23 protein-coding genes are annotated in these 24,818 nt (G+C 33.0%); 5 read left to right on the forward strand and 18 right to left on the reverse strand.

Going from position 1 to position 24,818, the window contains the following annotated elements; all coding sequences use genetic code 11:
* Positions 1-3 precede the first annotated feature (3 nt).
* Both lpxB and surE read right to left on the reverse strand, forming a co-directional pair.
* On the reverse strand, positions 4-1,122 hold the full coding sequence (lpxB, locus tag K5I29_RS13035) for a lipid-A-disaccharide synthase (RefSeq protein WP_264433799.1): 1,119 nt from the start codon (positions 1,120-1,122) through the stop codon (positions 4-6).
* Positions 1,122-1,889, reverse strand: coding sequence for a 5'/3'-nucleotidase SurE (gene surE / locus K5I29_RS13040; protein WP_264433800.1), 768 nt, complete (start codon positions 1,887-1,889; stop codon positions 1,122-1,124). Before surE ends, lpxB begins: the two co-directional genes overlap by 1 nt.
* 167 nt (positions 1,890-2,056) lie before the next feature.
* Between surE and K5I29_RS13045 the strand changes: the two genes are divergently transcribed.
* Both K5I29_RS13045 and K5I29_RS13050 read left to right on the forward strand, forming a co-directional pair.
* Entirely contained in the window at positions 2,057-4,222 is a 2,166-nt protein-coding gene (locus K5I29_RS13045; protein ID WP_264433801.1) for a carboxy terminal-processing peptidase, read from the forward strand.
* Between the two features lie 7 nt (positions 4,223-4,229).
* Positions 4,230-5,336 carry an ABC transporter permease gene (locus K5I29_RS13050; RefSeq protein ID WP_264433802.1) on the forward strand — a complete coding sequence of 369 codons (1,107 nt, stop codon included), beginning with the start codon at positions 4,230-4,232 and terminating at the stop codon, positions 5,334-5,336.
* A gap of 33 nt (positions 5,337-5,369) precedes the next feature.
* On the opposite strand, the gene K5I29_RS13055 is transcribed toward K5I29_RS13050, so the two are convergent.
* Positions 5,370-6,137 carry a GumC domain-containing protein gene (locus K5I29_RS13055; protein ID WP_264433803.1) on the reverse strand — a complete coding sequence of 256 codons (768 nt, stop codon included), beginning with the start codon at positions 6,135-6,137 and terminating at the stop codon, positions 5,370-5,372.
* A gap of 58 nt (positions 6,138-6,195) precedes the next feature.
* Between K5I29_RS13055 and K5I29_RS13060 the strand changes: the two genes are divergently transcribed.
* Complete coding sequence (locus K5I29_RS13060) at positions 6,196-7,029, forward strand: DNA/RNA non-specific endonuclease (RefSeq protein ID WP_264433804.1); 834 nt, start codon at positions 6,196-6,198, stop codon at positions 7,027-7,029.
* Position 7,030: 1 nt separating this feature from the next.
* Here the strand turns inward: K5I29_RS13060 and rodA are convergent, their stop codons facing one another.
* The 6 genes from rodA to purH form a co-directional block, all read right to left on the reverse strand.
* Complete coding sequence (gene rodA / locus K5I29_RS13065; protein WP_264433805.1) at positions 7,031-8,287, reverse strand: rod shape-determining protein RodA; 1,257 nt, start codon at positions 8,285-8,287, stop codon at positions 7,031-7,033.
* Positions 8,288-10,150 (reverse strand): penicillin-binding protein 2, encoded by a 1,863-nt coding sequence (mrdA, locus tag K5I29_RS13070; RefSeq protein WP_264435202.1) that lies wholly within the window; start codon positions 10,148-10,150, stop codon positions 8,288-8,290.
* Positions 10,150-10,530, reverse strand: a complete 381-nt coding sequence (locus K5I29_RS13075) for a rod shape-determining protein MreD (protein WP_317134285.1) — start codon at positions 10,528-10,530, stop codon at positions 10,150-10,152. The genes mrdA and K5I29_RS13075 overlap by 1 nt, the downstream gene beginning before the upstream one ends.
* Before the next feature lie 115 nt (positions 10,531-10,645).
* Positions 10,646-11,485 (reverse strand): rod shape-determining protein MreC, encoded by an 840-nt coding sequence (mreC, locus tag K5I29_RS13080; RefSeq protein WP_264433807.1) that lies wholly within the window; start codon positions 11,483-11,485, stop codon positions 10,646-10,648.
* Between the two features lie 10 nt (positions 11,486-11,495).
* Positions 11,496-12,524, reverse strand: coding sequence for a rod shape-determining protein (locus tag K5I29_RS13085; protein WP_264433808.1), 1,029 nt, complete (start codon positions 12,522-12,524; stop codon positions 11,496-11,498).
* 47 nt (positions 12,525-12,571) lie between these two features.
* Positions 12,572-14,101, reverse strand: coding sequence for a bifunctional phosphoribosylaminoimidazolecarboxamide formyltransferase/IMP cyclohydrolase (gene purH / locus K5I29_RS13090; protein ID WP_264433809.1), 1,530 nt, complete (start codon positions 14,099-14,101; stop codon positions 12,572-12,574).
* Between the two features lie 177 nt (positions 14,102-14,278).
* Here purH and K5I29_RS13095 point away from each other — a divergent pair, with 177 nt between their 5' ends.
* A complete protein-coding gene (locus K5I29_RS13095; RefSeq protein WP_264433810.1) occupies positions 14,279-15,529 on the forward strand; it encodes an ABC transporter permease in 1,251 nt (416 codons plus the stop codon).
* Positions 15,530-15,581: 52 nt separating this feature from the next.
* On the opposite strand, the gene accD is transcribed toward K5I29_RS13095, so the two are convergent.
* Genes accD through tamL form a run of 3 tightly spaced genes read right to left on the reverse strand, consistent with a single transcriptional unit; the run spans position 15,582 to position 20,154 of the window.
* On the reverse strand, positions 15,582-16,442 hold the full coding sequence (gene accD / locus K5I29_RS13100; RefSeq protein WP_264433811.1) for an acetyl-CoA carboxylase, carboxyltransferase subunit beta: 861 nt from the start codon (positions 16,440-16,442) through the stop codon (positions 15,582-15,584).
* Positions 16,443-16,490: 48 nt separating this feature from the next.
* The gene (fbaA, locus tag K5I29_RS13105; protein WP_264433812.1) at positions 16,491-17,558 is read right to left on the reverse strand and encodes a class II fructose-bisphosphate aldolase; all 1,068 of its coding nucleotides are present in this window, start codon (positions 17,556-17,558) and stop codon (positions 16,491-16,493) included.
* Between the two features lie 46 nt (positions 17,559-17,604).
* Positions 17,605-20,154, reverse strand: a complete 2,550-nt coding sequence (gene tamL, locus K5I29_RS13110; RefSeq protein ID WP_449404057.1) for a BamA/TamA family outer membrane protein — start codon at positions 20,152-20,154, stop codon at positions 17,605-17,607.
* A gap of 34 nt (positions 20,155-20,188) precedes the next feature.
* On the opposite strand from tamL, the gene K5I29_RS13115 reads away from it, so the two are divergent.
* A complete protein-coding gene (locus K5I29_RS13115; RefSeq protein WP_264433814.1) occupies positions 20,189-20,920 on the forward strand; it encodes a TrmH family RNA methyltransferase in 732 nt (243 codons plus the stop codon).
* Here K5I29_RS13115 and porT read toward each other — a convergent pair.
* The 6 genes from porT to K5I29_RS13145 form a co-directional block, all read right to left on the reverse strand.
* The gene (porT, locus tag K5I29_RS13120; RefSeq protein WP_264433815.1) at positions 20,917-21,612 is read right to left on the reverse strand and encodes a type IX secretion/gliding motility protein PorT/SprT; all 696 of its coding nucleotides are present in this window, start codon (positions 21,610-21,612) and stop codon (positions 20,917-20,919) included. The genes K5I29_RS13115 and porT overlap by 4 nt on opposite strands.
* Positions 21,613-21,614: 2 nt before the next feature.
* Positions 21,615-22,343 carry a bifunctional demethylmenaquinone methyltransferase/2-methoxy-6-polyprenyl-1,4-benzoquinol methylase UbiE gene (gene ubiE / locus K5I29_RS13125; protein ID WP_264433816.1) on the reverse strand — a complete coding sequence of 243 codons (729 nt, stop codon included), beginning with the start codon at positions 22,341-22,343 and terminating at the stop codon, positions 21,615-21,617.
* A gap of 81 nt (positions 22,344-22,424) precedes the next feature.
* Positions 22,425-22,910 carry a dihydrofolate reductase gene (locus tag K5I29_RS13130; protein ID WP_264433817.1) on the reverse strand — a complete coding sequence of 162 codons (486 nt, stop codon included), beginning with the start codon at positions 22,908-22,910 and terminating at the stop codon, positions 22,425-22,427.
* Positions 22,907-23,260 (reverse strand): 2TM domain-containing protein, encoded by a 354-nt coding sequence (locus K5I29_RS13135; RefSeq protein WP_264433818.1) that lies wholly within the window; start codon positions 23,258-23,260, stop codon positions 22,907-22,909. The genes K5I29_RS13130 and K5I29_RS13135 overlap by 4 nt, the downstream gene beginning before the upstream one ends.
* Before the next feature lie 56 nt (positions 23,261-23,316).
* Positions 23,317-24,141, reverse strand: coding sequence for a thymidylate synthase (locus K5I29_RS13140; RefSeq protein ID WP_264433819.1), 825 nt, complete (start codon positions 24,139-24,141; stop codon positions 23,317-23,319).
* 2 nt (positions 24,142-24,143) lie between these two features.
* Positions 24,144-24,803 carry a bifunctional nuclease family protein gene (locus K5I29_RS13145; protein WP_264433820.1) on the reverse strand — a complete coding sequence of 220 codons (660 nt, stop codon included), beginning with the start codon at positions 24,801-24,803 and terminating at the stop codon, positions 24,144-24,146.
* Positions 24,804-24,818: the final 15 nt, after the last annotated feature.

Raw genomic sequence — 24,818 nt, forward strand, 5'->3', positions numbered from 1 at the left:
AAATTAATTTTTGCTAAAACTTTTTACAATTAATTCGGCTGTTTTTAAACTTGCTCCTTTACCACCTAATTTAGCTTCTACTAAATCGTATTTATTTTGTAGGTTTTCTCGGTAGGTTGGATCAATCAGTTTTGCCAATTCTTGTTTTACCCTTTTGGTATTACAATCGCTTTGAATAAGTTCGGTAACCACCATTTCATCCATAATTAAATTTACTAATGAAATGTATTTTAATGTAATGACGCGCTTAGCAATTTGATAAGAAATTTCGTTGCCTTTGTATAAAACTACTTCCGGAACTTTAAACAAAGCAGTTTCTAAGGTTGCGGTTCCGCTGGTAACTAAGGCTGCCGAAGCTACGCTTAATAAATCGTAGGTTTTGTTAGTTATAAAATGCACTTGTTCTGAAGTAATAAATTTTTCGTAAAACGATTTATCCTGACTTGGCGCACCTGCAATTACAAATTGGTGATCTGGAAAATCTTGAATAACCGATAACATAACCGAAAGCATTTTTTCAATTTCTTGTTTGCGGCTGCCCGGTAATAAAGCAACAATAGGACGATTATCTAATTGATGTTCTTTTCTAAACGCATCGGCATCAACAATTGCTCGGTTTTCAATAGCATCAATAAGCGGATGCCCAACAAAATGAACCGGGAAATGATGTTTTTTCTCATAAAAATCTTTTTCAAAAGGTAAAATAACATACATATGATCTACATCACGTTTTATCGCTTTAATTCTACCTTCTTTCCAAGCCCATATTTGTGGTGAAATGTAATAATGAGTTGGAATGTTTTTTTGTTTTGCCCATTTTGCAATACGCATATTAAAGCCCGGATAATCTATAAAAATAATAGCATCAGGATTAAATTGCTCAATATCTTTTTTACAAAATGAAATGTTATTTAAAATGGTTTTTAAATTCATTATAACTTCGGCAAAGCCCATAAAAGCTAAGCTTTTATAATGTTTTACCAAGGTGCCACCAACTTGTTGCATTAAATCGCCGCCCCAAAAACGAATATCGGCTTCAGGATCAAGTTGGTATAAACTTTTCATTAAGTTGGCTCCGTGTAAATCGCCCGAAGCTTCACCAGCAATTATATAATATTTCATTAATCTACGTCTTTTAAATCCCAGTTTGTAATGGGCTGAATGGCATGATAAGCGGTTAAATCAAATTGTACCGGTACGATAGAAACGTAATTATTTTCTAAGGCATAAACGTCGGTATCTTCTCCCACATCGTGGTTAACAAACTGACCCGATAACCAATAATATTCTTTACCATGCGGGCTTAAACGTTTGTCAAAACTTTCTTCCCAAGATGCTTTTGCTTGTCTACAAACTTTAATTCCTTTAATATTTTCTTTAGGTAAATTTACATTTAAAACTACGCCTTTTTGTATGCCTTGCGCTAAAATTTGTTCTGCTATTTTTTTAACGTACGGACGCGTATGAGTAAAATCAGCATTCCACGAAAAATCAAGTAAAGAAAAACCTACGGCAGGGATGCCTTCAATTCCAGCTTCAACCGCTGCGCTCATGGTTCCTGAATAAATTACGTTTATAGATGAGTTAGAACCGTGGTTAATTCCCGAAACACATAAATCTGGGCGACGATCTAAAACTTCAGCTAACGCAATTTTAACACAATCAACCGGCGTGCCCGAACATGCATATTCTGGAACTTCAGTGTTTTTTATTTTTTCTAAACTTAATGTGCTATTTATAGTAATGGCATGGCCCATGGCAGATTGTGGGCTATCTGGAGCCACAACTACAACCTCACCAATTTCTTTCATTACATCAATCAAAAATCGAATTCCTGGTGCATTAATTCCGTCATCGTTTGTTACTAAAATTAAAGGTTTTTGGCTCATTTATGAATCTAAATTTTTATTTTAGCTAAAATAAACATAAAATATATTACCCGTACAATTATTTAAGTTTTAACCATATTTTAGTAAATAATTTGCTAGGTTAGTAAATAAAAAATTATACATTTAAGTTGTACATTATTTATATGTATTTTAGTTAAAAATTTAGAATGAGAGGTCTAATACGATTTATGAAAAAAAATTATAAAATTATTTTAGCTACCTTATTGCTTTGTGCAGGGCTGTGGAGTTTTAAAGCCTTTAAAAAGGAAGACACAGAAAAAGACAAAGTTTTAATAGAGCTATTGGTATTTGTTTTAAAACAAGCCCATTATAACGCAGTTCCGGTTGATGATGAATTTTCTAAAGCTATGTTTGATACGTATTTAGAAAATATGGACCCATATAAACGTTATTTTTTAGAATCAGATATTAATGAATTTTCTAAATATAAATTAGCTTTAGACGATTTAATGTTAAGCTCAGATTTAAGTTTTTTTGACTTAACTTATAACCGTTTAAACAAACGTATTAAAGAATCTGAATCTATTTATAAAGAAATTTTAGATAAACCAGTCGATTTTGATATTGAAGAAATTATTAATACCAATTACGACAGCATTGGTTATGCAAAAACGCCAGCTGAATTAAAAGACAGATGGCGCCAGCAATTAAAACATTCTTTAGCAAGTTCAATTTATACAACTCAAAAAATTGAAGAAGATAAAGTAAAGAAAGACTCAACTTACGTAGCCAAAACTTTTGTTGAAATTGAGAAAGATGCACGCGAAAAAAGTGCTAAAAACTTAAATGATTTTTACGAAATTATTAGCGAGCTAGAGCGTAAAGATTGGTTTTCGGTTTATATCAATTCATTTACAGAAAATTTCGATCCTCATTCTCAGTATTTCGCGCCAAACGATAAAGAACGTTTTGATTCTTCAATTTCAGGTACTTTAGAAGGTATTGGTGCACGTTTACAAAAGAAAAATGATTATGTAGAATTAAACGAATTAATTCCGGGTGGTCCTGCATGGAAAAATAAAGAAATAGAACAAGGTGATATTATTATTAAAGTTGCTCAAGCAAACGAAGAACCAATTGATATTGGCGGAATGCGTTTAGACGATGTTGTGAGTAAAATTAAAGGTAAAAAAGGTACCGAAGTTCGCTTAACCGTTCGTAAAGTTGATGGTACAATTAAAGAAATTTCTATTATTCGTGATATTGTTGAGTTAGAAGATACGTATGCAAAAAGTTCTATAATCAATTTAAACGACGAAAAATACGGAATTATTCATTTACCTAAATTCTATATTAACTTTGAAGATGCAAACGCGCGCGATGCATACAAAGATGTAGCTTTAGAAGTACAACGCCTTAAAGAAGCGGGAGTTGATGGTATTGTTATGGATTTACGTAACAACGGCGGTGGTTCTTTGCAAACGGTGGTAGAAATGGTAGGTTTGTTTATTGAACAAGGACCGGTGGTACAAGTAAAAGGTTCTGGTAAAAGCAAACAAGTTTTAACCGATGATAATCCGGCAACAACTTGGGACAAGCCTTTAGTTGTACTTGTTAATCAATTTTCAGCATCAGCTTCTGAAATTTTTGCTGCTGCAATTCAAGATTACAACCGTGGTATTGTTATGGGATCTAAACATACCTTTGGTAAAGGTACCGTGCAAAACATGATCGATTTAAATAGTTTAATGCGCCGAAACACATTTGGTGATATGGGCGCGTTAAAAACAACGATTCAAAAATTTTATCGTGTAAACGGTGGTTCAACACAAATTAAAGGAGTTGAAAGTGATATTATTTTACCAGACCGTATGTCTTATATTGACACGGGCGAACGTGATATGAAAAAAGCGTTACCATGGGATAAAATTGAACCTGCTAATTACAAACCATTAGCTAACGATTTTTCTGGTATTATTGAAGCAAGTAATGAACGTGTAAAAGCAAATCCTCAATTTATTTTGATTGATGAAAATGCACAATTAATTAAAGAACGTCAGAGCGACGATTTTGAAAACTTGCAATACACAGCATATAAAACAAAGCAACAGGATAACGAGAAAAAGATTAGTCGATTTAAAGAAATTAACAATTACGATAACAATTTAAAATTTACATCTTTACCGTACGAAGTTGAAATGTTAGCAATTGATACAACATATAAATCTCGTATCGAAGATTGGCACAAACAACTTAAAAAAGATGTTTATGTTGAAGAAGCTGTAAACGTTTTACATGATTTAGCCACACAAAAAACGCAACCTAAAAATACTGCGGCAACAAAACCAAAAAAGTTTTTAGGTATATTTTAAATAATTTATGACCCAATATTCAAAGTCATTAACAAGTTTAGCGCTCCAAAAATTTTTTAAAAGTTTTTGGGGCGTTATTAGTTTATTTTTTATTTGTATCTGTACATTTATTGCAGTATTCGGTTATTTTTTTATTACTGATAAAAGCGAAAATGCCAATCAGATGCATTTGGTAATTCATTCTAAACCACCAGGATTTAAGGTACAAATGTTAGTGGTTCCTAATCCAGAAAAAACGCATAAAACCTTTGCTGAATATTTTACTGGAGAAAAGATAACAGATAGTTACATTCCCATTTCATCTTATTCTATAAAAAATGATTCTGTTTATTATACTGAATATTCAGATTCTGATTTAGTTCAAATAGAAAAAGTACTTCCTTTACATATATTTCCGGAGGCACAATCTGAAACCGCATTTAAAGAAAATTATATTGAGCAATTTAACTATGTTTTAGGTACAGATAATTACGGCCGAGATTTGTTATCTAGATTAGTTATTGGTAGCCGCGTTTCATTAGCTATTGGTTTTGTTGCCGTTTTTATCTCGTTGGTAGTTGGAGTGTTTTTTGGATCTATTGCTGGGTTTTATGGTGGTAAAATTGATGCAGCAGTTATGTGGTTGGTTAATATTGTTTGGTCTATACCAACTTTGTTGTTGGTCATTGCCATAACATTGGCTTTAGGAAAAGGTTTTTGGCAAGTTTTTGTTGCTGTTGGACTAACTATGTGGGTTGAGGTTGCTCGCGTTATTCGCGGACAAATTATATCTGAAAAACAAAGCCAATATATTACAGCAGCACGTGCTTTAGGATTTTCTGACTGGCGAATTATTACCAAACATATTTTACCTAATTGTATGGCTCCGGTTATTGTTATTTCGGCTGCTAACTTTGCATCGGCTATTTTAATGGAAAGTGGTTTAAGCTTTTTAGGTTTAGGCGCACAACCGCCCGTTGCAAGCTGGGGTTCTATGATTAAAGATCATTACAGCTATATTATTTTAGGAAAAGCTTATATGGCTATTTTGCCTGGCATTACGATGTGTTTATTAGTTTTAGCATTTATGTTAATCGGAAATACGCTTCGCGATGTTTTTGATGTGAAAAATTAAATAAAAAAAGGCTCGAATTTCGAGCCTTTTTTATTATTGTAATGTTTCAAGTTTATTTAAAAACTGTTGTTTTTCTTGTTCTAATTTTGCTTTCTCTAATTCTAGCTTTTGGATGCTTAAATTAACTTTACCTTCTTTAGCTTCATCTCCAGCAGCTTTAGCTAATTTATCTTGCTCCTTAACTAACTTTTGTTCGTTTTTAGCTAACTTTTTATCAAGAGCATGCACTTTTTTAGCGTGCTTTTCAATCGTGCTTACGCGTTTTTCAGCAGCTTTTAATTGGCTATCTGCCACCTTTTTTTGCTGATTTAATTGTTTTAATAAACTATTTTCTAGTTTTGTTTTTTGCTTCGCACTTTTTAAAACATTGTTTGCACTTTTCTCTGCACTTTCTGCCATCTTTAATTCCGCACGTTTTTGGTTGTATTGCGTAGTTGCAGTAGCTAATGCATTAGATTCTTGCATCACGTTTTCTTTACCATTTGCTTTAATAGCATGTTTAAGTTTTGTATTGGCTAATTTTTTGCTCTGATTAGCAATTTTAACTTGTGCTTTTAATTGCTTTGTTGTTAGCTTACGCGTGTTTAAAGTACTTTGAGCATTAGTTTCATTGGTTTCTGCAGTTCTAACCGCATTGGTTTGCGAAACTATTTTTTTATTTAAATCGTCAACCTTAATTTTTTCAGACGTAGTATCTCTATTTAAGTTTAAATCAGATAAGTTGGTAACTTCGGTTTTATTAACTTGTGCAAATGTTGCAGTTGTTGCTAATAAAAATACGTATAAAATTTTTTTAATCATAAATTGAATATTTGTTATTGCTTCGGTTATCTTTGTTTTTCTGCTTAAATCAATAAACATGCCTAAAATTATTTTAGTACTAAGTTTTTTTACTTTATTTATTTTTTCAAGTTGTCGCAAAGATACGCAAAATGCAAATGAAAATGCATTTTTGGTAGATGAGCGTTCTGATTTTATCGATGAAAACAACTCGTTTGATGCTGTTTTACCTACTGAAGCAGTTTCTTTCCCGGTTTTTACGCCAAGTTCTACAACCGGTGTAGTAATAGCTCGAGAAACTTTTACATTTTCATACAACGAAGATCATGAACAAGCAGAATGGGTTGCTTATTATTTAACACGTAAAGATATTCAACCTAAAAAATATAAACGTCCGTATTTTAATCAAGATCCGTTGGTTAAAACAAAATCTGCTGATTGGAAAAATTATAAAAACGTGATTTACAATCGTGGTCATTTATTGCCTGCAGCTGATAGAAGAGCGAGTTTTGAAGATTATCAAGAAACGTTTTATACCTCTAACATTTCGCCACAATTGCCCGAATTTAATGCTGGCGTTTGGAATGATTTAGAACAAAAAGTTAGAAACTGGGCTTCTAAATACGATAGCTTGTATGTAGTTACCGGCGGAGTTTTATCAGACAATTTGCCACATATTGGTTATGAAAAAGTTTCGGTACCTAATTATTTTTATAAAGTTGTTGCTACCAAAGATGCTAGTAAAATGATTGCTTTTTTGGTTCCGCATCAAGCACAAAATAAAAAACAATTAAAAGAATTTGTTGTTGCTGTAGATTCTATTGAAAAGTTGACAGGAATTGATTTTTTTGAACAATTACCAATAAATTTTCAAGCTGAAAAAGAAAGCCAAACTAATTACAACGAATGGTAAATTACCATTCGTTTATTTTATTTGCATCTAATTTTAAAAATACAAATAGCAAAATAGTAAAAGCCCATAAACTTGATCCACCATATGAGAAAAACGGCAACGGTACTCCAATGGTTGGAAACAGGTTAATTAACATGGCTATGTTTACAAAAAAGTGAACAAATAGAAAGGTTACAACGCAATAACCATATACCCGGCTAAATTGTGTTTTTTGCTTTTCGGCTAAATATATTAATCTAAAAAATAGCGAAACAAAAGTAATAATTACAACGGTTGTACCTACAAATCCCCATTCTTCACCAACAGTGGTAAAAATATAATCGGTGTGTTGTTCGGGTACAAAACCGCCTTTGGTTTGTGTACCTTCTAAATAGCCTTTTCCGAACCAAGATCCAGAACCAATTGCAATCATGGATTGATTTAAGTTGTAACCTTCACGCTGTAAATCTACTTCTTCACCAATTAAAATTCCAATTCTGTCTTTTTGGTGTGGTTCTAATATATTGTTATAGATATAATCTACCGAAAGCGTAAAGCCAACAATAACAAGGTAAAGCAATCCGTAAACAATAGGATTTCTAGAAATGCTTTTGTTCAAGAAATAATGTAATAATACAACAGCTAATATTACCGCAGCTAAAAAGTACGGCTGAATTATTAATGCTAAAAAGAATAATAAAATGGCTATAAATCCGGTCCATAAATACCATGATGGTAGTCCTTCACGATTTAAAACTAATACCAAAGAGAAAAACAGCATGGCCGATCCGGCGTCTGGTTGAAGTAAAATAAGTACTACCGGAATAAATATAATACCCAATGTGATTACCTGAGATTTAAAATTACTCAGGTTTATTTGGCTGTCGCTTACAATTTTAGCTAAAAATAAAGCTGTTGATATTTTAACAAATTCTGAGGGTTGTATAGAAAAACTACCAAATTGGTACCAATTGGTTTGCCCTTTAATGGTTTTTCCGAATACAAACAATCCCATAAGCGATAAAATACCAACGATATAAAAAATGCTGGAATATTTTTCGTAAAACTTAGCATCAATAGTTAAAATGACCACAATTAACGGAACAGCTAAAATGATGAAAAAAAGCTGTTTGCCATAGGTTTGTGACATATCAAAAACCGGTGTAGGATCTAGCGGCAAAGAAGATGAATAAATATTCATCCATCCCATAATCACTAAAATTATGTATAGCAATACAGAAAGCCAATCTAAATTATTTACTACGCCTTGGTTTTTCATTTATCTATTAATTACAAAAGGTTGGTTGCTAACGGGTTTATCATATTCAAATTGTAAACTTGCATTTAGCATTCTTTTTTCTAAATCTTTACGTTTAATGCTGTCGCGGCTGCCACGCAAGTATTTTTCAACCATTAGAGTTGCAATAGGACCTGCATAACGGCTTCCCCAATATCCGTTTTCAACAAAAACTGCAATTGCAATTTTAGGATTATCTACCGGAGCAAAAGCAACAAATACGGAGTGATCGGTTAATTGTACGCGTTTACCATTAATTTTTGTAAAGTTTTCTACCGTTCCGGTTTTACCAGCCATTTGTATGTCTGGCGTTTTTAACGAACGTGCTGTTCCTACGTTATATACATCGGCTAAACCAGCTACAATAGGTTCAAAATGTATAGGATCAACCGTTGTTTGATGTTTGGTTGTAAACTTTTTATCTATTTCTTGATTTTCGATTTTTTTAATTATATGAGGCGTGTAATAATGCCCTCTGTTTGCAACCGTTGCCATCATGTTAGCTAATTGAATTGGAGTCATTAAAACTTCTCCCTGTCCAATTGAATTTGAAATTACGGTTGTAGAGCGCCATCCGCCGCTTGGATACCAACGATCGTAATAATCTGAAGTTGGAATATGTCCTTTTCGTCCTGCAGGTAAATCGTATCCCATAAATTGACCTAAACCAAAGCTTTTTAAATGATTTGCCCAGGTATTAACGCCTTCTTTTGCGCCGTGTTTATCTACAACTAACTTAAATGTGTTTGCAAAATAGGTGTTACATGATTTGTAAATGGCACGATGTAAATCGATAGCCCCTGAATCGTGGCATTTCATAAAAGCACCTTTACCGTAAAAAAAGCCATGGTTGCACATAAATGTAGTGCGTTCGTCCACAACATTTTCTTGCAACCCGATTAATGCTGTAAGAATTTTAAATGGAGATCCCGGAGGATACTCGGCTAACAAACCTCGGTCGTATAATGGCATACCAATGGTATCGTTCCATAATTTGGTGTAATTTCTAGAACGTTGTCTACCAACCAATAATGCCGGATCGTAGTTTGGTGCGGTTACTAAAGCTAAAATTTCGCCAGTGCTAGGTTCTAAAGCAACAATTCCACCACGTTTATTCACCATTAATTCTTCACCGTATTTTTGTAAATCGATGTCCAAACTTATGGTAATATCTTTACCTTGTACAGCGGTGGTATCGTAAATACCATTTTTGTATGATCCGATATCTTTGTTGAACTTATCACGCTGTCTGTATTTTACGCCTTTTACTCCACGTAAAACATCTTCGTACGTTTTTTCAACACCTTGCATTCCAATTAAATCCCCACTTTTATAGTACGGATTTTCTTTAATTATTTTGTCGTTTACTTGGGCAATATAACCAAAAACGTTTGCTGCTGCGTTTACTTGGTAATCGCGCAAAGCTCTTTTTTGAATATAAAAACCTTCAAACTTTCTTATTTTTTCTTGAAATGCTGCGTATTCTACTTTGTTTAATTGTGGTAAAAAAATAGAAGGTAGGCGTGGGCTGTAAACTTTTGCTTTGTTTAAGATGCGATTAAAATCGTCAATGGTAATATCTAATAAATGGCAAAGTTCTAGGGTATCAATATTTTTTACTTCTCGCGGAATAACCATAATATCATAAGAAGGTTGATTGGCAACAATCAACTTTCCGTTTCGGTCATAAATGTACCCACGCTCAGGATATTCGTAAACTATTTTTATTGCATTGTTTTCTGATTTTTTCTCGAAAGAATCGTCTATAACTTGCAAATAAAACAATCTACCTAAAATCACTAAGGTTACTAAGGTTATAATTGCGGGAAGTAGCCCTTTTCTGATCATTTATTTGGTTTAATTAGATATATGATTAATACGCAGATGATAAAAGTTAATAAGGAAGAAAATAAAATTCGAATTAAAATTCCCCAAATAAAACTAAAGTTAAAAATTTCTAAGGTAAATAATACCGTACTGAATAACAAAATAGATGATAATAGATATACCAATCTTTCGGTAGAAATTTTATCTGCTATTTTAACGGTTTGATATTCGTAACTTAAACCAAAGGTATATTTTAAAATGGTTGGTCTAAAAAATGCTAATACCAAACAAGCGCTTGCATGAACGCCGCCTGTGTTCATAAAAAAATCTACAGTTAACCCTAAAAAAAAGCTGGCTAACAAAAATAAATTTCTGTTTGCGGTTACCGGATATAACAAGATAAAAATGATATAAGGATTCGGATTTATATACCCAAAAAGGTTTATATTATTAAAAATAAAAACCTGTAAAATTATCAGTGATATAAACCTGAAAATATTTAAAAACAGTGTATTATTCATTTTTGTTGGTTTCTTGTTCTAAAGCTTTAATTTCGGCCTTATTAATATTATCCAAAATATAAATATTTCCTAGGTTGGTCATGTCATTAAACAAACGTACTTCTATGGTATAATTGTTTGTGTCGGTATCTAAATATACCTTTTCTACTTGTCCAATCGGAATATCTTCAGGAAAAATTTCAGATTTACCACCGGTAACAATTGTATCTCCTTTGCGTAACTGCGCTAAACGCGGCACGTCAATTAGTTGAACAAAAGCAACATCTTTAGCATTCCAAGTTAAAGATCCAAAATGGTTAGAGTTTTTAACTTTGGCATTAATTTCAGATTTTATATTTAAAATACTTTGTACCGTAGCGTAATTTGTTGATGTTTTTTCTACAATTCCAACTAATCCTAAGCTATTAACTACGCCCATATCTTGTTCAATATGATGCTTGTTTCCTTTATTTATGGTTAAGTAATTGTTGGGTTTGTTGTATGAATTGTTAATTACTTTGGCCGATGTTACACGATATAACGTATCTGTGTATGTAATTTTTTGAGGAAAAAAATCTAGGTGATTTAAGGTAGTATCGCTTGTGTTGTATAAGATGCCTTTTAAATACATATTTTCCTGAACCAACTGTTCGTTTTGGTTCTTTAAATTAAAATATTCATTTAAATTACTTACTTGTTGGTAAGTTCCTCCTGTAACAAAATTTGCCGAATTAACCACCTTGCTGCGATGGTACGAATGTGACTGAAACGTTAAACCTAACGAAATGCACAAAAGCAGCAAAAACAGCAACAAGTTGCTGTTTTTATAGATAAAATTTATTATTTGCTGCATATGTTTTAAGCTATTTGATTAAAATGCTTTTGAACTTATTAATGTTTTTTAATGTCATTCCAGTTCCGCGTACAACCGCACGTAACGGATCTTCTGCAATATATACAGGTAAATCTGTTTTTTGAGAAATACGTTTGTCTAAGCCGCGTAACATAGATCCACCACCTGCTAAGTAAATACCAGTGTTGTAAATATCGGCAGCTAATTCTGGCGGAGTTCTAGATAAAGTTTCCATAACTGCATCTTCAATACGTAAAATAGATTTATCTAATGCTTTTGCAATTTCACGGTAAGAAACGTCAACTTGTTTTGGTTTTCCGGTTAACAAGTCACGCCCTTGTACTGACATATCTTCTGGCGGAGAGTCAATATCTTCTAAAGCTGCTCCAACCTGAATTTTAATTTTTTCTGCTGTTCCTTCTCCTACAAATAGGTTATGTTGCGTACGCATGTAGTAAATAATATCGCTTGTAAATACGTCACCGGCAATTTTTACCGAGTTATCACAAACAATACCACCTAAAGCAATTACTGCAATTTCAGTTGTACCACCGCCTATGTCAACAATCATGTTTCCTTTAGGTTGCATAATATCTACACCAATACCAACTGCTGCTGCCATTGGTTCGTGAATTAAGTAAACTTCTTTTCCGTTTACGCGTTCACAAGATTCTTTTACGGCACGCATTTCTACCTCAGTAATTCCTGAAGGAATACAAACAACCATGCGTAAAGCAGGCGTGAAAATTTTCTTTTTTAAAGCAGGAATACTGTTAATAAACAAGCTAATCATTTTCTCTGATGCATCAAAGTCAGCAATTACCCCATCTTTTAACGGACGTATGGTTTTAATGTTTTCATGTGTTTTACCTTGCATTTGGTTTGCCTCGGCTCCAACTGCAATAATTTTTCCAGAAACGCGGTCTCTGGCAACGATAGACGGGCTGTCTATTACAACTTTTTCGTTGTGTATTATTAATGTATTCGCTGTACCAAGGTCAATAGCAATATCCTCGGTCATGAAATCAAAAAATCCCATATGTTTTTAAATGGTTATGTTATTAAAAATAAGCCTGATTTATAAAATTAGTGTTTAAAATGGCGTACTCCAGTTAAAACCATTGCTAAGTTATTTTCATTACAATAAGTAATGCTTAACTCATCTTTAATTGAACCTCCAGGTTGAATAACTGCTGTAATTCCAACATTTTTTGCTAATTCAACACAATCCGGGAATGGAAAAAAAGCATCACTTGCCATTACCGCTCCGTTAAGGTCAAAGTTAAAAGAATTTGCCTTGTCAACTGCGTGTCTTAATGCATCAACGCGTGATGTTTGACCAGTTCCTGAAGCAATTAACTGCCCGTTTTTAGCAAAAACAATGGTGTTAGATTTGGTGTGTTTACTTATTTTAGAAGCAAACAACATATCGTCTATTTCCTGCGCAGTAGGTTCTTTTTCTGTAACTACTTTTAATAAATCGCGACTATCTGTTATTAAATCTTTATCTTGAACTAAATACCCGTTTAAACAAGTACGCACTTGTGTAGTAGGTAATTCAATATTTTTCTGAACTAAAATAATTCTGTTTTTCTTTTCTTGTAAAATAGCTAATGCTGCATCTTCGTAACCAGGTGCAATTACAATTTCACAAAATAGTTTGTTTATTTCCTCTGCAGCTGGTACATCTATTACAGCATTAGCAATTAAAACACCACCAAATGCCGAAGTAGGATCACCTGCTAAAGCATCTAAATACGCTTGTTTAATGGTATTGCGTGTTGCTACACCACAAGCATTGTTATGTTTTAAAATAGCAAATGTTGGATTATCACCTTTAAACTCGTTCATTAAGTTTACCGCTGCATCAACATCTAATAAATTATTGTAAGATAACTCTTTACCGTGTAATTTAGTAAAAATATTATCAAAATCACCGAAAAAAGTTCCTTTTTGATGTGGATTTTCTCCGTAACGTAAAACTTGCGCTTGATCAACACTAATTTTTAACGTATCGTTTGCATCAGTATTAAAATAATTAAAAATAGCACTGTCGTAATGTGATGATGTGTGAAAAGCTTTGGTAGCTAAAAACTTTCTGTTTTCTAATGTTGTTGCACCGTTGTTTTGCGTTAACATATCTAAAAACGTTGCGTATTCGTTTACAGAAGCTACAATAACCGTATCCTTAAAGTTTTTAGCTGCAGCACGAATTAATGAAATACCACCGATATCAATTTTTTCAATAATATCAGCTTCGTCAGCACCCGATGCAACTGTTTTTTCAAAAGGATATAAATCAACAATCACCAAATCAATTTGCGGAATGTTAAATTCTTGCATTTGTGCTACGTCACCTTCATGATCTTGACGGTTTAAAATACCTCCAAAAATTTTTGGGTGTAAAGTTTTTACGCGTCCTCCTAAAATTGACGGGTACGAGGTAACCTCTTCAACCGGAACAACATCAATTCCTAAATTTTTAATAAAAGTTTCTGTTCCGCCTGTCGAATAAATGGTAACTCCATATTCGTTTAACTTTTGTAGAATTGGTTCTAAACCTTCTTTATCAAAAACTGATATTAAAGCCGATTTAATAGATTTAGTAGTATTCATTTTTTGTTGTGTGTGTATTAAGGTGCAAAAGTAGATATTGTTACGATAATAATCAAAATATTACGAGCCGATTTCTTTTCAATTTCAATGTTTTTTTGTCACACAAAAATATTATTAACTAATTTGTAACAAATGCGCTATTTTTTCTACTTATAAGATATCAACTATTCGATTTATATGTTTTTATATTTAAGATTACTTAGCGAAAGTTTTAAGTTTGCCACCAACGCGTTGCGATCTAACAAACTGCGTACTTTTTTGTCGCTGTTGGGGGTAACCATCGGAATTTTTTCTATCATTGCCGTTTTGGCCGCTGTAGATTCGTTAGATCATAAAATAAAAAATGATTTATCAAACTTAGATAAAAACACCATTTATTTAATGAAGTACAGCTTTGGGCCGAGCGATATTCCTGATTGGAAAATTCAGCAATTTCCGAATGTTACGTACGACGAATTTGAATTTGTGCGTAAAAACTTACGCGGTATCGATAAAGCTTCGTTCAACATGTTTGTTCCTAGTCAAAATGTAAAATCAGATTTTGGTAGCGCAAGCGGTGTTAGTATTTCGCCGTGTACCAACGAATACGAAGATTTAGATGTTTTAAATATTGAAACGGGACGTTTTTTTAATGAATCTGAATCCAATTCAGGCGCTCCTGTTGTTGTTTTAGGTAAAACCGTTGCCGAAACTTTGTTTCCAGGTGTTGATCCGTTAGGTAAATACATTCGCGCTTATGGCAAACGTTTGCAAGTTATTGGCGTTTTAGAAAAAGCCGGATCTATTAACGTGGGCGGTAGTACCGATATGAAAGCTATTTTACCAGTAAATTTTATTCGACAAATTTATGGTGATAACAACAAAGGCGCAACGCCAGCTATAATTGTTAAACCCGTAAAAGAATATGACATTAATTTGTTTCAAGATGAATTAACCCAAAAACTGCGAACGTATCGTGGATTAAAACCGTCTGATGATAATAACTTTTTTGTGAATGTTTTTTCTGGATTTACCGATTTGATTGATAACATTGTAGCACAATTAAATTTTATGGGTTGGATTTTAAGCGGATTTTCTTTGCTTGTTGGTGGGTTTGGTATTGCAAACATAATGTACGTTTCGGTTAAAGAACGTACAAACTTAATAGGTATTCAAAAATCTTTAGGAGCTAAAAGTCGATTTATTTTGTATCAATTTTTATTCGAAGCTGTTATTTTATCTTTATTTGGCGGTTTGGTTGGTTTGTTATTGGTTTGGCTAATTGCTATTGCAGCATCTTCAGCTTTAGATTTTGAGTTTATTTTAAGCCTTAAAAATATTATTATAGGAAGTAGTTTAGCAGCAGTTATTGGATTGATTTCTGGAATTTTGCCTGCTATTTCGGCATCTAAATTAGATCCTGTTGAAGCAATTCGAAGCGGAATGTAATAAGTGAAAAATATAGATATAAAAAAAGGAGCAATTTAAATTGCTCCTTTTTTTATCTTACTTCTTGATTTAAAATTAAATCGATATATAAGTTTATTTTGTTTTTTAAATCTTTTCTGTGTGTTACAAAATCTAAAAAGCCGTGTTCTAATAAAAACTCAGATGTCTGAAAACCTTCTGGTAATTCTTTACCTGTTGTATCTTTTACAATGCGTGGGCCAGCAAAACCAATTAAAGCTCCCGGTTCAGCAATATTAATATCACCTAACATTGCGTATGATGCAGTTGTTCCTCCTGTTGTTGGATCTGTACATAACGAAATGTATGGAATTTTAGCTTCTGCTAATAAAACTAATTTAGCCGATGTTTTAGCCATTTGCATTAAAGAAAAAGCAGCTTCCATCATACGAGCACCACCCGATTTAGAAATCAAAACAAAAGGCGTTTTGTGCTCAATACAATAATCAATAGCACGCGAAATTTTTTCGCCAACTACTGATCCCATTGATCCACCAATAAAAGCAAAGTCCATACAAGCAACAACTAAATCATTTCCTTTAGATTTACCTACAACAGTTGTAATAGCATCTTTAAGCTTTGTTTTAGCTGTAACTTCTGCCACACGATCGCTGTATTTTTTTGTATCAACAAATTCTAACGGATCTTTAGATGTAATGTTTGAGTTAAGTTCTGTATATTCATTATTATCAAACAAAACTTTAAAATATTCTTTAGAACCGATTCTAACGTGAAAATCATCTTCTGGTGAAACCCATAAATTTTTTTCTAATTCGTCAGCATCAACAATTTTTCCAGTAGGTGATTTGTACCATAGACCTTTAGGAATATCTTTTTTATCTTCTGTAGCAGTTTGTATTCCTTTTTCTGTTCTTTTAAACCAAGCTAAAGCCATATTAATTTTCTTTTTTAACGTAGTATTAAACCAACTACGGCATTGTTACTATAAAGTATTTACGTTGTTTAAATCAGCAAATGCTTGCTCTAAACGGTTATTAAATGTTATTTCAGCCTCACGAACCCATTTGCGCGGATCGTAGTATTTTTTATTCGGTAAATCTTCACCTTCTGGGTTACCAATTTGCGTCATTAAATAATCTTTTTTTGCTAAAATATAATCTCTTGCTCCTTCAGTAAATGCAAATTGCAAATCTGTATCAATATTCATTTTAATTACTCCGTAAGAAATAGCTTCTCTAATTTCTTCTAATGAAGAACCTGATCCACCGTGAAAAACAAAATCAACAGGATTTGTTTTTGTACCGAATTTCTTTTCAACAAATTTCTGAGAATTGTCTAAGATTTTTGGAGTTAACTTTACGTTTCCTGGTTTGTAAACCCCATGAACGTTTCCAAAAGCTGCTGCAATAGTAAAACGCGGAGAAACTTTCATTAGTTCTTCGTACGCATAAGCAACTTCTTCTGGCTGGGTATATAATTTAGATGAATCTACGTCTGAATTATCAACCCCGTCTTCTTCACCACCTGTAATACCTAATTCAATTTCTAATGTCATACCTATTTTACTCATACGAGCTAAGTATTTTTTAGAAATTTCAATATTTTCTTCAATTGGTTCTTCAGACAAATCAATCATATGCGATGAAAACAAAGGTTTACCGGTTTCAGCAAAATGTTTTTCACTAGCATCTAATAAACCATCAATCCATGGTAAAAGATTTTTTGCACAATGGTCGGTATGTAAAATTACCGTTGCACCGTATGCTTCGGCTAACGTATGTATATGTTTTGCACCAGCAATTGCTCCTAAAATAGCAGATTGTTGGTTCGCGTTTGACAATCCTTTTCCAGCAATAAACGATGCTCCACCGTTAGAAAACTGAATGATAACTGGCGCATTTAATTTCGCAGCAGTTTCCAAAACACCGTTAATAGTGCTTGAACTAGTTACGTTTACAGCAGGTAAAGCAAAACCTTTTTGTTTTGCATAATCAAAGATTTCTTGTATTTGATCCCCAGTAGCTACTCCTGGTTTAATGTTGTGTGCCATTGTATGTTGTTGTTTAAATAGTTTACAAAAATAATAAATTTGCGGTTTAGAATGGATAATTGATTCCAATATTTATAACGGCCTTAGAAAAATTGTAATCACGCAGCCATCTTCGCTCGTATTCATAGGCTGGATTGTAGGTTTTAAAACCAATATCTAACCTAAAAATAAAGAAATTAAAATCGTATCGCGCTCCAAAACCGGTTCCTACAGCCAATTCTTTTAAAGAAGAAAGATTCTGAAACTTGTATTTCGGATTTTTAACTTCGTCAAAAACATTCCAAATGTTTCCAATATCTGTAAAAATTGCTCCGTTAAGATTGCCTGAAATATTAAAACGATATTCTAATGAAAAAGCTAATTTCATGTTTGCTTCATTAAAATCGTTTACACCGCCAGAACTTCCCGGACCTAACGAATAAGCTAGCCAAGCACGGTTATCGTTTGTTCCGCCGGCGTAATAACTACGTATAAACGGAATGCTACTCGAGTTGCCGTACGGAATAGCCAAGCCTGCAAAAAAACGGGTAGCTAAAACTTTTTTGCTAGATAATTGCCAGTTTCTAATAAATTCTACTTCGCCTTTTACGTATTCGGCATAAGCAACATTAAAAATGGTGCTGTTATCGTTTTGATTGGTTTTAGATTTATCTCGATCTAAAAGCGAAAGTAACGCACCTGCAGATTCAAATTTAGTTCGTAACGACCAAAAGTTGTAATCGGTTAAATTTTTTCGTGTTGATTTTTGATAGGTAATATTTGATGCAACAATTAAATTGTTTTCGGTTAAACGGTCGTAACGTTCGCTAATGCTGCGTACCACGGTTCTGTCTTCTGGCGAAACAGGAATGCTGTTGTTTAATACCGAATTCATAAAATCAATCGTTCCGCGTTGTTCTTCTAACGTTCCGTTTTCATTCAAATAACTCGGATCTATTTCGGCTGTGTATCTTTCTGCAATGCTGTTTAAACGGCGGTACGTGCTGCGGTAAACTAAAAAGTAATTGTAGGGATTTAAGTTATTGATGTACTGAATGTTTAACAAATCAATACGAATGTTGTTGTAGCGTTTAGGAAACCACGAATAACTTAGAATCCCGGTAAAACTTTCTTTATCTAATCCAATGTTTCGCTGTCTAGAAACTCCAGCACTAATTTGTGTGGTAGGAAACATGGTTTTAGGTATAAAACCAGTGGTTTTAAAAGGCATTAAAATTTTAGGAAAGGTAAGTTTTACATCACCACCAAACTCAGATAAGTTAAAAAACACATCGTCCGGATTTGCTAATTCACGTGAAGATCCAATATTGGCTTTCCCCGAAATTTCTAATATTTCGGCACCTTTAAATACATTTCTAATCGTTAAACCAGCTGTTCCTAAAATACCAAAATCCTGAATGTTAGAATGCATCAAATCAAACCCCGCATTAAACGTATATTTTTTTAGCGGAACCAAATAAATATTACTTATTAAAGCATTTTTTGTGCTATCGCTAACATCTTCAATATATTCAATACGTGGATAATTAAATATTTTTAGGTTTGATAACGATTGCGTGGTTATAGAACGGCGGTAATCGCTATAAACATTTCCTGGGTTTATAAAAATGGCATCGGTTATGGCTTTAGGTTTAAAGTTTAGTTTAGCCGATGAATAAATGTTGATGTTGTTGTATGAAATACTGTCTGCAGAATATTCTTTTTTACCTGCATTGTCGGTAAAAACATTTACTTGGCTGATTTTGTAAATATCAAAAGGTTCTTTTACTAACGAATCGCCCGATTTTTTAGAATACTGATCAATTATCAAATCAACATTTAACTTATCCGAATCGTCGTTTCTGTAAATGTTGTAATTAATGTAGTTTTCTTGAAATTTATAAACGCCGTGATTTCTAAAAAACGTTGTAAGGCGGGTTCTTTCGTTTGCAAAGTCAGATAAGTTATATTGCTTTCCGGTACCAATTACCATTTGGTTTTTGGTTAATTGATATAACGAATCTATAATAAACGAGCTAGGTTTGTAGGTAATGCTGTCAACAAAATACGGATTTCCTTTTGTTACCGAATAGGTAATTGTAGCTTTTTTAGGAGCAACCGAATCTATTTTAAAACTTGAAACGGCATCCAAATAACCGTGATCAAAATAATAGGTTTCAAATTTGTCGGTAGATTTTATTGTTTTTAACGTATCTAAAATTACTGGTGGTTCTCCATTTTCTTTTAAAATATTGCTTAAGCCCGAAACAAAAAATGCTTGCCCTAAACGTGCAACTTGTTTTTCAGATAATAATTTTGATAAACGGTCGTAACGTTCTGGTTTTTTTAAAAGCCAAGCTTGGTATGATGAGTCTGCATTTACCTTTGCTAAATTGTACATTTCTAGCTTTAACGGATAACCAAAAATAAACGTGTTATTGGGTTTCTGAAGCATTAAATTTAAAACTTCTTCTTTGGTTACCTTTTTGCTGTCAACAAGTACTTCAGCTTTAGTAAGCAAAAAAATATCTGCTGCAACTCGTTTGGTCGGGTTACAGGCAAATAAAAAGCTTACTAATACAAATATTAGTAGTATTTTTGAACACGTTTTTATCAAAGCAAAATAATATTATTCAAAAGTACATTTTTTTATGGTTAGTAAAAACCAAATCAAGTTAATAAGAAGTTTACAGCAAAAAAAATACAGAAAACAAACGCATCTATTCCTTGCAGAAGGTGTAAAGGTAATTCAAGAACTTATAACTGCCAATTTTGAATTGCAAAACCTTTATGTTACCGAAGATATTTTTACATCGGTAGCACAAAATGTGCGCGAAGTTATTTCTAAATCGGATTTAGAAAAAATGACTGCGTTAAAAACAGCCAATAATTGCTTAGCAATATTTAAAATTCCGACTGAAAATGCAACACGACCTAAAGGAATTCAAGTAGTTTTAGATGATGTTCGTGATCCGGGAAATTTAGGTACCATTTTACGTTTGTGTGATTGGTACGGCGTAAGCCATTTAATTTGTTCTGAAGATACGGTAGATATTTACAATCCAAAAGTTGTGCAAGCAACCATGGGTTCTATTGCACGCGTACAAGTAATTTATACCGATTTACAAAACTACCTTTCGCAATATAACGGACCGGTTTTTGGTACGTTTATGGATGGCGAAAATATTTATACCGCTAATTTACCAACCGAAGGTTTAATTGTTTTGGGTAACGAAGCAAATGGTATTTCAGAAACCGTTCAGAATTTGTGTACCAACAAACTTACAATTCCTAGATTTGGTAATTTACAAGTTACCGAAAGTTTAAATGTAGCTAATGCAACAGCAATTGTTTTAAGCGAATTTAAACGTAGAATATATTAATGAAACGCAAAGTTGATAAAAAAACCGCGCGTTTGCATTTTTGTTACGTTTCCGGTCCAAGGGCTGTATGGCGTGTTATCATCAATAATTTCATTATCTAAACCAAAAACGCCACGAATAGAAGGTGAAAATTTAAAGTATTCAAAATAAATATCAATACCTAAACCTGCTTCTAAATTGCCTGTACCGCGTTTCATTCTAAATTTCCCGTTGTAATTATCATCGGTAGCATTGTAATTGCTTGATAAGTTCATGGCGTACGAATAACCACCAATTAAGTACGGTTTAATATTACCTGTACGTTTTGCCGAAAATTTTAATAAAAATGGTAAATTAATATAGGTTGATTTTACTTCGCGTGTTTTATCAAAATCATCAAGGATATACGGGAAAATTAAATTTCGACTACTAAAACTTACTCCCGGTTCAAACCTAAAATCTAAATGTTCGGTAAGTTTTAAGTTACCAATTATTCCAACATTAAACCCAACCGACGATTTAACTTCAATATCTTCAGCTACATCTTTATAATCAAATTTAAAATCGTAGCTGTTTAATCCTAAATAAAACCCGTAATGAATTCTTTTCTGATCAAAGTTTTCAAGGTTTATAATAGGGTTTTTGCCAAACATGCCTTGTGCTTGTGCTAATATGCCGATAAATAGTAGGAGTAGGGTTAGTTGTTTTTTCATGGTTATTTTGTAGCTGTATATATGGTTGCAACACCAAATGTTTGCGGCTTAGCTGTGGCATTTTTAAATCCAACTTGATTTAAAATAGCAACTAATGCCGGGCCAAATGGGAAATTTTGTGCCGATTCTGATAAATATGAATATGCTGTTTTATCTTTAGAAAACATTTTACCAATTAAAGGTAATATGTTGTTGGTATATAAATTAAAACCTTGTTTGAACGGAAATTTTACCGGAACAGAAGTTTCTAAAATAATAAAAATTCCGTTTGGTTTTAAAACGCGTAAAATTTCGGCTAAACCTTTTTCTAACGTTTCAAAGTTTCTAATACCATATGAAACGGTTATTGCATCAAAATGATTGTCTGGAAACGGAATGTTTTCAGAATCACCTAAAACCAATTCAATTTTATTTTCTAATTTTTTGTCGGCAACTTTTTTTCTGCCCACTTCTAACATACCTTCAGAAATATCTAAACCAATAATTTTTGATGCCGTTGTTTGGCTTAATAAAATCGCTAAATCACCGGTTCCGGTTGCAATATCTAAAATGGTATTGGGTTTGGTTTTGGCAACTAAGTTTAAAACATTTTTACGCCATCCGGTATCTAAACCTAATGAAATAACGCGATTTAAACCGTCGTAGTTTTCAGAAATGTTATTAAACATTTGAGCAACTTGTTCTTTTTTACCTAAATCAGAATCTTTATATGGGTTGATGTTATTTTTCATGCTTGTAATTTTCAGCAAAGATATAAGTTACGTATCATTTTTGGTACGAAAGCACTTAATTTTTCCGTACAATTTGTTAAGCTACTTTCTTACTAAGGTTATAAATTCGTAATCAAAGGCGTGTTTGCTGTCTTTTTCATGTTTTTCGTGAGCAATGGTTTGCCATTGGTCGTAATTTATTTCTGGAAAAAACGTATCTGCATCCTCAAACGAATAATCTACCTTTGTAAGTTCTATTTTATGAGCAAACGGTAAAGCTTGCTTGTATATTTCGCCTCCGCCAATTACATAAATTGTTTCGTTCGGATAACTTTTTAAAACGGTTTCTAAATCGGATGCAATCCAACAACTTTCGGGAGCTTGGTATGCGTTGTCACGCGTAACAATAATATGTTGTCTGTTCGGTAGTACGCCGGGTAAACTTTCAAACGTTTTGCGGCCCATAACAATTTTATGATTGTATGTTTTATTTTTAAAATGTTTAAAATCATTAGGTAAATGCCACATCATGCTGTTGTTTTTGCCCAAAGCTAAGTTGTTGGCAACCGCTGCAATTAAAATTATCATGGTTGGTTTTGTTCGTCTAACATTTGTTTTTCAACTTGCTTTTCTAAAACAGCCATTTTTTCTTGTTGTTTTTTTACAAGTTTTTCTATTTGTGCTTGTTCCCATTTTTTACCCATAAATCGGTTGGTAATAAATACCTGAATTACGTGCAAAATAAAAATGAAAAGCCATGCAAAAGATGCCCAAATGTACCATTTGTATTCTGGAAAAACACCTAACCAATTGTTAGCAATGTACATAAAGGCACAACCTATTAGTAAGGTTATGAAATGGTAGTACACATTTTTTTTGGCTTGTGTACGTTTTCTGGCATATTCATATTGCTGAAATTCTTCGCTGTTTGGTTTCATACTTTTTTAAATAAAAATACAAAAAAAAGAGCTTATTTATAAGCTCTTTTTAATATTTATACTGAAACAGATCCTTTAATATGTGGATGCGTTTCGTAATTTTCTAAGGTGAAATCATCAAAAGTAAAATCGAAAATATTTTTGATGTTTGGGTTTAAAATCATTTTTGGTAATGGTTTCGGTTCTCGGCTAACTTGTAACTGCAGTTGTTCGATATGGTTGTTGTAAATATGTGCATCACCAAAGGTATGAATAAATTCACCCGGTTGTAAATTACAAACTTGTGCAATCATTAAAGTTAATAACGCATATGATGCAATATTAAATGGCACACCTAAAAAAATATCGGCGCTGCGTTGGTACAATTGGCATGATAACTTACCGTTTGCAACGTAAAACTGAAAAAACGCATGGCAAGGCGGTAAAGCTGCTTTGTTGTTAGCCACATTTTCGGCAAACGAAACTTTATCGTTTGGTAAAGATGACGGATTCCAGGCAGAAACTAACATGCGTCTAGAATTCGGATTGGTTTTTAAAATTTCAATTACTTCGGCAATCTGATCAATTTCTTCCGAGTTCCAATTGCGCCATTGATGCCCGTAAATTGGCCCTAAATTTCCGTTTTCATCCGCCCAAGCATCCCATATTTTAACGTCGTGTTGTTTTAAATACTCAATGTTTGTTTTTCCTTTTAAAAACCACAGTAATTCATGAATAATAGATTTTAGATGAAGCTTTTTTGTAGTTACCATCGGGAAACCTTCTGCCAAATCAAATCGCATTTGGTAGCCAAAAACGCTTAATGTTCCGGTTCCGGTACGATCACCTTTTTGGGTTCCATGTTCTAAAACATGATTCACTAAATCTAAATATTGTTTCATAATTATGCTTCTCGGTTGTTAATTTCGTCTCTAATATACGCCGCTTTTTCGTAATCTTCGTTTTGAATTGATGTATCTAATAAAACATAAAGCTGTTCTAACGTTTGATTTTTAAATTCATTTTTAAAATGATCAGCTTCTTTATTATCATCTAAAATATCATCTAAAAGCGAAATGTCGTCTAAATCTAAATCGTCATCATCTTGATATTCTTCATCAGCATCTTCTTTTTCGGTAATTTCATTTTTAGGTTTAAAAATAATTCCGGCTTTATCTAAAATGCCTTTGTAGGTAAAAATCGGTGCATCAAAACGTAAAGCTAACGCAATAGCATCTGATGTTCTAGCATCAATAATTTCTTCTATACCGTCGCGTTCACAAATTATGCTTGAATAAAAAACACCATCTACTAATTTATGAATAATAATTTGTTTGATTTTGATGTCGAAGCGATCGGCAAAGTTTTTAAAAAGATCGTGGGTTAATGGGCGTGGTGGTGTAATATCTTTTTCTAAAGTAATTGCTATTGATTGTGCCTCAAAAGCACCAATAACAATGGGTAATTTACGGTCACCGTCTGCTTCGTTTAAAATTAAAGCATAGGCGCCGTTTTGGGTTTGGCTGTAAGAAATACCTTCTATTATTAATTTAACTAAACTCATTATTCAATATTTTGA

The sequence above is a fragment of the Flavobacterium agricola genome, assembly GCF_025919725.1.
In the GTDB taxonomy this organism is placed as follows: domain Bacteria; phylum Bacteroidota; class Bacteroidia; order Flavobacteriales; family Flavobacteriaceae; genus Flavobacterium; species Flavobacterium agricola.